This window comes from Ectopseudomonas oleovorans (assembly GCF_029845265.1).
GTDB classification, from domain to species: Bacteria; Pseudomonadota; Gammaproteobacteria; order Pseudomonadales; family Pseudomonadaceae; genus Aquipseudomonas; species Aquipseudomonas oleovorans.
Genome location: NZ_JAOCLK010000073.1, coordinates 1 through 9870, shown reverse-complemented (window position 1 = coordinate 9870; position 9870 = coordinate 1). Strand labels below are relative to the sequence as shown.

Here is a 9870-nt window from a genome sequence, read left to right as displayed (position 1 = left end):
GCCTGTTCCCAGCCCCGATGACAATCTCGCCGAACAGTTCGAGTGCATGACAGCGCGCATCCTAGAGGAGCGGAATCAGGCCTACACCAAATTCCTAGAAGCAGAGCGCCTCTTCGAAAAGTACATTGGACAGCCAGACTTCAATAAGCGTGACGAGGTTGGCTTCAGTGTTTCATCCTCATCATTAGCTTTTGGAAGAAGAAGACTTGAAGGCGTCTACCACAATCCATCCGTACAGGCTCTCTATGCGCACTTCAAGAAAGCCAATCTAACTACCGAGTCCCTAAAGAGCATAGGTGCACAATGCTGGCTTCCAGGACGTTTTCAACGCATCCCAGCAGAAGAAGGTATTGAGTTGGTAGGTAGCGCAAATCTATTTGAGGTCAATCCCGACCTACCAAAACGGATTGCTGACATCAACTTTGGCGATGAGGCTCAGGGGCGAGTGAAAGAAGGATGGCTGCTTTTGGCGCGCTCAGGCCAAACCTACGGGCTCAACGGAACACTTGCAATCGCCAACAAATTCCTAGAAGAAAAAATCATTTCAGACCATGTGATTCGGATAAAGCCTAGGGAAAACTTTAGTAGTCGAGTAGGCTATATCTACACAGCACTTTCGCACCCGACCCTGGGAAGGCCTCTCGTTAAATCTCTGGCCTACGGTTCTAGCATCCCGGAAATTGAGGTTGAGGATGTCAATAACCTGCAGGTTGTTCGGCTCACAGAAGAGCAAGAGGCAGCCATTGCTGATCTTGCTGAAAGTGCAGCTAAGCTCTATGCGGACGCAGACATTCTGGAGAATGAAATGACAACACTCATGGAGCAGCATCTGCAGAAAATTCTCGGAAAATAGTTCAAGGCCGCCAAGTAAGCGGCCTTTCTCATTCGAAGACATTTAGTAGAGGTGTCCAGATCCTGCGCAGGACAGCCAAAATATGTCGACCCATGGAGTTCCTCCGGGGTGCCTTGGCAGCAGAGCCACCTGCTAAAAGATCTAGTAAATTGTATTAGCAGCTCTTTTCAAATCGCAAACCCGAGACCAAGGCAGCTCCGCTGCCGCAGCCGGTCGAGGGTTGGTACTCCGAACTTGACCATGGCACGTAAACGGCGGGGTCATGTAGTGCTCAGGAAGACCCGATTTACTTGAGGAGATGGAGTGCGGGTATTCAGGACAGGCCGTGCAGCTCTTACTTCAACGGGGCACAAACCGCTGCCCCCTTGGCCGATCTGGGATTGACCATAGAGGCTGGAGGTCTTGTTCACGCAGTGTCCCAATGCAGCTGAGATCTCCTCTTCGCTCAGCCCAGCCCGCTTCCAGTCGCTAGCCGCGGCGTTGCGGAGGTGGTACGGGCAGACCCTGAATTTCAGTCTCGGCCATAACTTCTGTCCGGCTGACGACAGCGCTGCGCGCCAGTTGGTAGTTTTCTCGATGTCGACAACCGTCTCGATCTTTTCCGTATCTGGTGCGACCTTTCTGCAGACCTCATAGAGAGCCCTAACCAACGGACTCTGATCGACTCGATAGGTGATTTCTCGCCAAGGCTGCCCTTTCTGAGCAGTAACCTTGACGCCGTTGTCGACCCGGATAGTCAGCAGCCCGCTCTCTTTGCAAATCACTTTAACGCCTTTCTCGAGTTCACCTGGTCGACATCCCGAAATAGCCTCTACCAGATATGCCAGTTCGTACTTGCTGCCCTCGAGCTTTTTATACAATTGCTCCCGCCAATTGCCAGGCAGGTATTTCAAGTCAGACCGCTTTGATTTTCGCCTTACCGTATTCTCCAGGGGACACTGTCCTTTGTGCCTTTCAACAATATTCAGGATTCCGATCGCTCCTTCGATCACTGACACTTGGTATCTGAGGGCATTCGTATCACCCGCACGCTGGGCCGCATCCTGGCTCCGCAATGCTTCCTGAAGCTGAACACGACAACAGTGAATTGTTGCGGCCACTCTTCTCCGATATGTAGACTTGCTTTTGGTTGCGCAGATTGCTGACCATAGTTTTTCTGGATCAGCTCCTTCATCGCCAACCATACGATTATATTCGCGAACATAATCATCATCGGTAGCCTTAGATCGGCTTCTGGACGGCATCTGCTTTATCCGTTGGCGAGCCGTTCTTACGATCTCGAAAATCTCTTCCTGGGCCTTCATACAGCTCTCCCCTGTGACCTAACTCATTCGATTCGGCTGGCTGACGGGGCACCTTTCGCTACGCGAATCGCCGTTCCGGCGACCGGTGCCCACATTCACGCAGCTGCGTGAATGTGTTTTCTTTATTAGGTCACTTACGACCTATCATTTTTAGGTCACACATGACTCATCGACGTTTAGGTCACATGCGACTTTTTCTTTGGCTAATGCTTGTACATCCGCAATCACTTTGCTTGAATATTCTCATCGCATCACGCATGGAGACTTTCAATGTCATCTTCCGGATATCAAGTTGGTTTATCTGCCGGTTACGCGCACTCTCGCGCAACCCAAGCATCATACGAAGCTGTAATTAGTGAGTGGCGCTCGCATTCAGAGAACCTGAAAAATCAGGTGCACGCTTTGAATGAACGCATTGAAATTATGCAAGGCCATTTTGAAGCGAATAACTATGTTTTACTTCTGTTATTAGAAGAGTTAAGAAAGACCTCTCCTAACTCTCCACTACTTGCAAAGGAAAACAGGGATTCGCTTCGCCAGAAGGCCTTTGATAGGTATCTTGAAGATCGTGGGTATGAGGGAGAAAGCTCGCGCCCCCGGAGGTAATTAACCTCCAGGAGGCGGCCCGCCAAGCAGTGTTTTGTTATCAGGCATGCCTCGGCCAGAAGCGCCAGAACTAGAATTGTCAGGCCCCTTGCCGTGTTTCGCTCCACCACCCAGGCCACCAGCGGCCCCGTGCTTGCTTTCCCTAACACCGGCCACAAACACGTCCTGCCCACCATCACCAGTGCGCTCAGCGTCCGCGATGCCTCCGGTAGCGCCTTGGCCGATCCAACGGAGAATGTTGTCCGGTACCCAGTGAATCAAGCTGAAGACGATGTGCACGACCGTAGTCATGATCACAACGTAGATGGCCACGTAGGCAATGAAGCTCACAATGCCGGTCATGCTGTCAGCCTGGATTCCCGAGACGACAGACATGAAGGCCGCATTGATGTAACCGACGATAGGCTGGGTGAGCAACATCCCTCCAACCAGGCCGAATAACATCAGAGCAGGCCGCATCACGAGCGAGAGGATCATCATGTAACCCTGGCCTGCACGGCCGACCGTATCGTCACCGTCTGGATGGATGTGCGCGACAGCGAACAGCGGAGCAGCAATAACAGACTCCAGCACCAGAACGAACCAGTTCACAATCGAGGTCGTCCAGGTGATGAAGGGGATCATCGGGACGTAGGTGCTCAACGTCACGCCGAAAAAGAACAATAACAGCACCAACGTCGTCACGAGGCCAGACGCAAACTGAATTACGGCTCCTACGTCGAATACGCTTCCCACAGTGACCTTGGCCGCCAGCGAATTTGCAGCCCCACTCACTCCGGCCATCGAAGCGAGCATTACCTCACCTATTGTCACGATGACGTCACCGAAGCTTTTCATCTGGCTCATGTGGTTGAGGTTGGAGCCAGCGATGCTCTGCGTCATCTGGTTGATCGCGCCCATGAACGGGGCGGACATCATCTTCTTGACGTACTCCCAGGCCCCTTCACCGTCACGGGGCTCTCGCACGTTGGTCTCGGCGTAGTAGGTGTTCCGGACCGAGTCAACGCGATGCTTGGCATACTCGTCGGCGGTGAGCATGACGTCTGCGTATGTCTGGAGTGTCTCCTTGGTCTCCTTGTCGACGATGGCAATGGGATCTGCTGCTGGCAGACCGTTCAGCGTGGATTGCATCACGTCGTTCATTTTGACGATGTGGTTGTACCAGGTGCCGGCGAACAGCCAACCGCCGTCCTTGGCGGCCTTGAGGAAGTCCGCTGCAGCGCGATCACTAGTCTGCATCACGGCAGTCTTGGCGGCGGCACGAAGCGAGTTTTCATAGGTGTTCGCTGCGGCGTCGATCACGCCCGGGGCCGGCTTTTGCCCAGCGACGATCTGCTGTGCCGTCGGCCGTATATCCTGGATCATCTGCTGGATGGCTTTGGCGTGTGCCGCGAGAATCGGCTCTTTGATGACCTTGGTGTTGCTGTTGCCCTCTGAGGCCTCCCAGGATTGCTTCCAGGTGAGAGCGCCGCACACATCGGGGTTCATGTAGGAGTTGTCGTTTGCCTTCCATTTGTAGTCGGTGACGGTGTAGGTCGCCTTGTTGTACTTCTGGACCATGTTGATGCCGCCGTAGACAGGTATGGCATCAGTGATGTCGACGTCTATCTCGCCGGTGTTTACCACCTTGCGGGTGGACGCTACCGCCTGTATGCGCGTCGACCGGCCGGAGGCCTCGAACTGCTTGTTCATCGCCGCGCTGCAGACCTCGAATTTCAGGATATTGGCCGCGAGCGGCCTGGAATCCGGGATTAGCGGTCGAGACAGCATGCCGTCCTTACCGATCTGGTCGACGGCCTGGCTCCAGATCGCGTCTCCTACGCCAACGCCCTGGATCGCGAGCCAGAGCACCATGATCTGTATTAGCGAGTAGCCATGCCCGAGCGGCAGTAGCAATGCGCCGCCGGCAGCGGTGCGCAACGGGATCCAAATGTCGCTCATCTTCCGGCCAAGGACCTCGCCATCCTGAGCGGAGTCCACAGTGCCTTTGATCGTGGTGTAGGCGATGAAGATCATCCCCAAGAACATCACGGCGCCGCCGAACACGGACATCATGCTGCCCAGCACGTCCTCGGTTTCGCCTCCCTCCACATTTCCGCCCGAGTGGATGGTGCTCACGATCGAGCCGAAGACTTCTTTCAGGAAGTCGACGGATGTGTCGCCTGGTGGCGGGGTGAATTGGTTCAGTCCGCCAGGGGAGTCAGCATGCGCTGTTCCCCCAAGAATTGCGGCAAGGAATAGGCAGAGCAGCAGTGACTTTCTCATTTGGCCGCTCTCCGCTGTGCTGGCGGTAGAACCAAGGGCGTGCAAAGAGCGTCATGCACATACATCAGGGCATACGGGATGCCGGCGAGGGCATAAAACTGACTTCCGCCGGACAAGTACTGCTGCACGGCAAAAAGGGCCAGTACGGCAGTTATGGGGAACACCCACCAGCCTGGTAATCCACCCCATACGCGATGCTGGCCTAGTGGAGCTCCCAAGTTAGTCAGTAGCAACAGCAGATAAAAGGCGCGATGCGTAAATCGCGTAAATGCAGGTGAACCTAGAATCGCATCGAAATTTACTGTTGGCATGCGAGTAGCCCCGCAATTTCTACAGTACGATAAAGCACTCTCCGACCAACTTTAACTCGACACTCACAAATACCTTTAGCCAGTTCAGTTTTGCGCCATAGAAATGTGCTCAACCCTCTAGCAGTCATTCCCAATAGATCAGCAAGCTGGCTTTGCGAAACCAACGGGCCAAATCGGTTCAAAAAGTCTTGTTCAAATTTTGTTTTCTGGTTCTGCTGAGTCATCATAACCGCGTTCATTTGGAGCACCTTTGTAATATCTCGACAGGTGCTCAAATGCTCTCGATAGCCAAGCAGTACGTCAACAAGCGCAGAATTAAGTGGCTTTTGCCACACTCGGGGTTTCCCACGGTAAAAGACCTAATAAACCCCGAGGAAAGTTTCGTCACACCGAAATCGCTCGGGGTTTAGCCCAATGAAACGCATAACAAACCCCGAATAAAATTTATTTTTATCAATCTCTAGAAATCAATAAAAAACTACAATGCCCCATAAGCTTTCACCTTTCCCCCATATCCTTTCACCTTCCACCCCATAGACATTCACCTTTTGCCCCATATCCTTTCACCATGGCTCCCCATAAACTTTCACCCTCCACCCCATAAGCTTTCACCTTTCGCCCCATATCTATTCACCCTAGCCCCATAAACGTTCACCTTACACCCCATAAACGTTCACCAACACAACAGATAATCCTTAAATAACAATTACTTACGCAGCGCAAAGCTATCCCTCTGTTTGTCTGTTTGCTCTTTTTAAAAAAGAAAAACAAACAGACAAACAGACTGGACGAAGAGGGTGTGGTGGAATTAAATTGAAGGAGCGGTACTGGTTGGGGCTGCAACCCCAGCCAGTACCTAACCACCTGAGACCGTTGGAGGGTCCAAAATGGCTAAAAAGACTATACCCGATATCGTGCTAGACGACGCCCTGGTGACCGCCAATCCTCGATTAGAGGATCCCAAAGCCGAATCCGAGCTCAAAGCCCTGAGACAGTTACTTGGCCCAGCATGCGAGAAAGTTGTTGAAGCATATGCAACAGTTTCCAACCAAAAAGGTGCGAAACGTGCCTTCAGACACTTCATTCAAAACTTAATCGCCGCAGCCTAATACTTGCCCATTATGCCCCACTCTCGTTGAGCGAATACGTGGGGCTATGAGGCATTCAAGGCTGGCCTTTATAAATCCCAAAATCTTTGCGCTGAGCCAAGATAGCCTTCACAACGAGCAACAAGGCAATACCCGACAGCAGCAGAATGAACACCATCTCCCTAAAAGCTGAGAAAAGGTAACTTAGATCACCCCTCGCCTTTAGTACGCCAAGGGTCATCAAGACTGTACACAACACGACACCAATCAGCGAGCCCGCAATGATAATCTCTCTCTGCCGCTTATCGAACGGTGTATCCTGATGAAATGCGCTTATACCATCTCTTAGAGACGCACCAAATAGAGCAAGCCCGGCAAAAGGCCAGGCCACCAGGGACTTAATTTCTTCCTTTGTTCCTCCTACCGAAAAGATTACAACCATCCAAACAGCAACAGGCAACAATACGAAAGCAACTTCATAAAATGCCTTTGTCACAACTGAAAAATAAATCTTAAACCAGCTCCACACTTTCACTGTTCTCCAAGTAATAGCCTTATTGTCTGTTTTGGCTCAGAGCGACCACCAACTCAACAACTCGCCCAGAGCCTTCTCACCAAATCTGGCATGCCCCCACTCGATCGCCGAGCTGTAGACGCCTTCCACAGCTGCAGACGCCACCACCCTGATTTCACTCGCCCCCACAGTTGGCGAGTTCAGTAGCCCAGCGACCAGCAGAGCGTCATCAATCGAGGACAAAACATCTTGGTGCTGAACACCATCCATGAGAAAGCTCACGGTGCAGGCACCGACCCAACCGGCGCCAACCCGGGAATCAACACCAGAAATCCCGAAGCCTGTTAGGAGGCGGCGGAAGCGAGGTGGCGGATCGATTTCCTGCCAAGCGGCTAGATGAGGGCTTGTATCCATCGCAATTCTCGCTCCTGTAATGCCATGACCGCCTAGGCTGATTGCGTGAGAAATTGCGCTCATCTTGACCGCAAAACACGTTCGACCTGACCAGTAGACGGCCGAGGCCTGCCTGACAAAAATCGACTGTGACACTGCCGTACGCTGAGGTGTCGCGGGCACACGCAACGTGGTGTAGATGATGCGCTGACAGCTCAGTCAACTTCGATGCACGTATTGTAAACAGCCCAGATATGCTGGTGTTTAGCAAAACAGGGAAAGTAAAGGATGAGCAATAAGACCGCTTGGGAGAAAGCAGCTGAGGCACAGGGCACAACCGAATCGGAACGAGCTCTAGCCCGGCTCGCCCGCAAGGCGTTCCTGAGTATGTGGAGCTACCCAAACGTTTATAGCGACGAGGGTAGATCGGGCGGCAAGGGCGACGGCAAGGAGTTGGTAGACCTATTGGTGGTCTTTGGCACCGATGTGCTTCTGTTCTCCGACAAACATTGCGCGTTTCAGTCGGACGTGGACATTAAGATTGCCTGGCCGCGATGGTACAAGCGGGCTATAGAAAAATCTGCAAGGCAGCTTGCAGGGGCCGAAAATTTCCTACGCCGGTTCCCGGACCGCGTGTTTGTCGATAAATCATGCCAGACCAAGTTGCCGGTGACGCTTCCGGATCCCAGCGTAGCCCGCTATTTCCTGATTGCTGTTACGCGAGGCGGCCATGAGGCAGCGGTTCGGCACTTCGGCGGTGGAAGCAGCGGTAGCTTGATGCTCAACAGCATGCTTGAGGGGGATGCCCACTACGAACACCCGTTCGAAGTCGGATTTCCGCTGAAGAACCGCCGCTTCGTCCACCTCCTCGATGAGATGACGGTCGACGCCCTTTTGGAGGAGCTGGACACTGTCCCCGACCTTGTCGACTACCTAGTTTGCAAGGAGCGCTATTTTGGCTCGAACGGCTTGTTCATGCACGTTGCCGGCGAAGAGGAGCTACTAGCGCATTACATGTGCACGATGGAGAACGGCAAGCACGCCTTGCCCAAGGTGCCGCCTGGCACTCAAGCCGTCACCCTCCTGGAGGGAGACTGGCGATTCTATCGATCAAGCCCTCAACGTGCGGCTAAACGCGAGGCCGACCAGGGCAGCTACATGTGGGATGCGCTCATCGAGCACCAAGCGTCCTTTGTTCGCACCGGGACAGCTATCGGCCTTCCCGACACGCCGCCGGAGACCATTGACCACGAGCGAATCCTGCGCGCTCTTGCAGCAGAACCACGACTAGCTAGGCGAGAGCTTGCTGAACATTTCCGTTTTGCGCTCAGACACAGCGAGCCCGGCAAGAAATTCGCGCGCATAATTCTGAGCGGCAACAACATGTCCCGCGCGTACGTTTTCCTGACGGTTCCAAAGCCACCGGGTGATAGCTACCAGGCCTACCGGGAGAAACGCTCGGCCGCATTGCTGGCGTACTGTCACGGCATCCAAATCCGTTTTCCCAACGTGTCTGAAGCAATTGGTATTGCCTCTGAACCCTTCTCCGAGAAGCTCTCTTCTCAAGATTTCCTATATGTCGACCTCAGTGGTGAGATGAGTCCGGAAGAGTCCGCCGCTTGGAGGAGCGCAATGGAGGAGCTCGATGTACTTCAAACTCCAGCCCAGGAAGTCGAGTGTTTCGGGGGAAAAAGTCATGAATTTCCGATGCCTTTCAACTTCGGCGGACCGAAATTTTACGATTACGAGTCCGGCGCTCCCATGAATCGAGCCGAGCGACGCAGAATGGCACGAGAGGCCCGAAAAAAAGCTAAAAAGGCGAACAAGCCAAAGCGATAAGCCCACAAATCGAGTCTTTGCTGCGTACTGGTAAAGCCGGATGCATGAGGCGGTCAGATAGGGCTATCACGCATCGGGTCCCCGGCAGATAATTCGCTCTGGTTTCAGGTACACTACCGGTACAGTACGGATTTTCCCGACTGTGACGCATCGAGACCTAATGCGTTGATTTTATAGTGATTTACTGTAATGTACCGTGACTCGCTGGAGCTTTACTGGTACCTGGTGAAATGGTGACACCGGCGAATTGAAAATCCCCGTGTCGGCGGTTCGATTCCGTCCCTGGGCACCATACATAGTTTTCAGGTAGTGCCAAAACCACCCGAAAGCCCACAAGAAGCCCGCCTAGTGCGGGTTTTTTGTTGTCTATACTTCCCGTGAAAACCCTTGTAAGCCCCAATCTTTAGGGGCATTCTTTGGGGCATGGCCGGTTCGGTCAAATTTATGCCCCTACGAGGTGCGCCCCATGCCACGGAAAGCCACACCGCTGACGGACAGCGCGATCAAGGTAGCCAAGCCCAAGGACAGCCCCTACAAGCTGACGGACGGCCAAGGGCTATATCTGGAGGTGACGCCCAACGGCTCGAAGCTGTGGCGCCTCAAGTACCGTTTCGATGGAAAGGAAAAGCGGCTCGCCTTGGGGGCATATCCCGCCGTGCCCCTACAGCAAGCCCGCCAGCGCCGCACAGAGGCACGC

Annotated in this window: 10 protein-coding genes and 1 tRNA gene; 6 read left to right on the top strand and 5 right to left on the bottom strand. The window is 53.4% G+C overall.

Features of this window, described 5'->3' with window-relative positions; translation table 11 throughout:
* A partial coding sequence (locus N5J71_RS21565; RefSeq protein WP_279917623.1) for a restriction endonuclease subunit S domain-containing protein occupies positions 1–853 on the top strand: 853 nt, incomplete at its 5' end.
* Positions 854–1113: 260 nt separating this feature from the next.
* On the opposite strand, the gene N5J71_RS21560 is transcribed toward N5J71_RS21565, so the two are convergent.
* Entirely contained in the window at positions 1114–2157 is a 1044-nt protein-coding gene (locus N5J71_RS21560) for a site-specific integrase (protein ID WP_134310756.1), read from the bottom strand.
* Between the two features lie 270 nt (positions 2158–2427).
* On the opposite strand from N5J71_RS21560, the gene N5J71_RS21555 reads away from it, so the two are divergent.
* Positions 2428–2763 (top strand): hypothetical protein, encoded by a 336-nt coding sequence (locus tag N5J71_RS21555; protein ID WP_124126436.1) that lies wholly within the window; start codon positions 2428–2430, stop codon positions 2761–2763.
* Here N5J71_RS21555 and N5J71_RS21550 read toward each other — a convergent pair whose 3' ends face one another.
* Positions 2764–5028, bottom strand: coding sequence for a DotA/TraY family protein (locus N5J71_RS21550; protein ID WP_279917622.1), 2265 nt, complete (start codon positions 5026–5028; stop codon positions 2764–2766). It abuts the gene before it with no gap.
* A 298-nt stretch (positions 5029–5326) separates the two neighbouring features.
* A complete protein-coding gene (locus N5J71_RS21545; protein ID WP_143178528.1) occupies positions 5327–5578 on the bottom strand; it encodes a hypothetical protein in 252 nt (83 codons plus the stop codon).
* 648 nt (positions 5579–6226) lie between these two features.
* Here N5J71_RS21545 and N5J71_RS21540 point away from each other — a divergent pair.
* Positions 6227–6448, top strand: a complete 222-nt coding sequence (locus N5J71_RS21540) for a hypothetical protein (protein WP_124126437.1) — start codon at positions 6227–6229, stop codon at positions 6446–6448.
* A 55-nt stretch (positions 6449–6503) separates the two neighbouring features.
* Here the strand turns inward: N5J71_RS21540 and N5J71_RS21535 are convergent, their stop codons facing one another.
* Both N5J71_RS21535 and N5J71_RS21530 read right to left on the bottom strand, forming a co-directional pair.
* Positions 6504–6962, bottom strand: coding sequence for a hypothetical protein (locus N5J71_RS21535; protein WP_124126438.1), 459 nt, complete (start codon positions 6960–6962; stop codon positions 6504–6506).
* Between the two features lie 36 nt (positions 6963–6998).
* The gene (locus tag N5J71_RS21530; RefSeq protein ID WP_034062325.1) at positions 6999–7355 is read right to left on the bottom strand and encodes a hypothetical protein; all 357 of its coding nucleotides are present in this window, start codon (positions 7353–7355) and stop codon (positions 6999–7001) included.
* Positions 7356–7622: 267 nt separating this feature from the next.
* On the opposite strand from N5J71_RS21530, the gene N5J71_RS21525 reads away from it, so the two are divergent.
* From N5J71_RS21525 to N5J71_RS21515, 3 genes are all read left to right on the top strand, one after another.
* Positions 7623–9173, top strand: coding sequence for a hypothetical protein (locus tag N5J71_RS21525; RefSeq protein ID WP_033986451.1), 1551 nt, complete (start codon positions 7623–7625; stop codon positions 9171–9173).
* Positions 9174–9397: 224 nt separating this feature from the next.
* Positions 9398–9465, top strand: a tRNA-Phe gene (locus tag N5J71_RS21520).
* Between the two features lie 174 nt (positions 9466–9639).
* A partial coding sequence (locus N5J71_RS21515; protein WP_279917621.1) for an Arm DNA-binding domain-containing protein occupies positions 9640–9870 on the top strand: 231 nt, incomplete at its 3' end.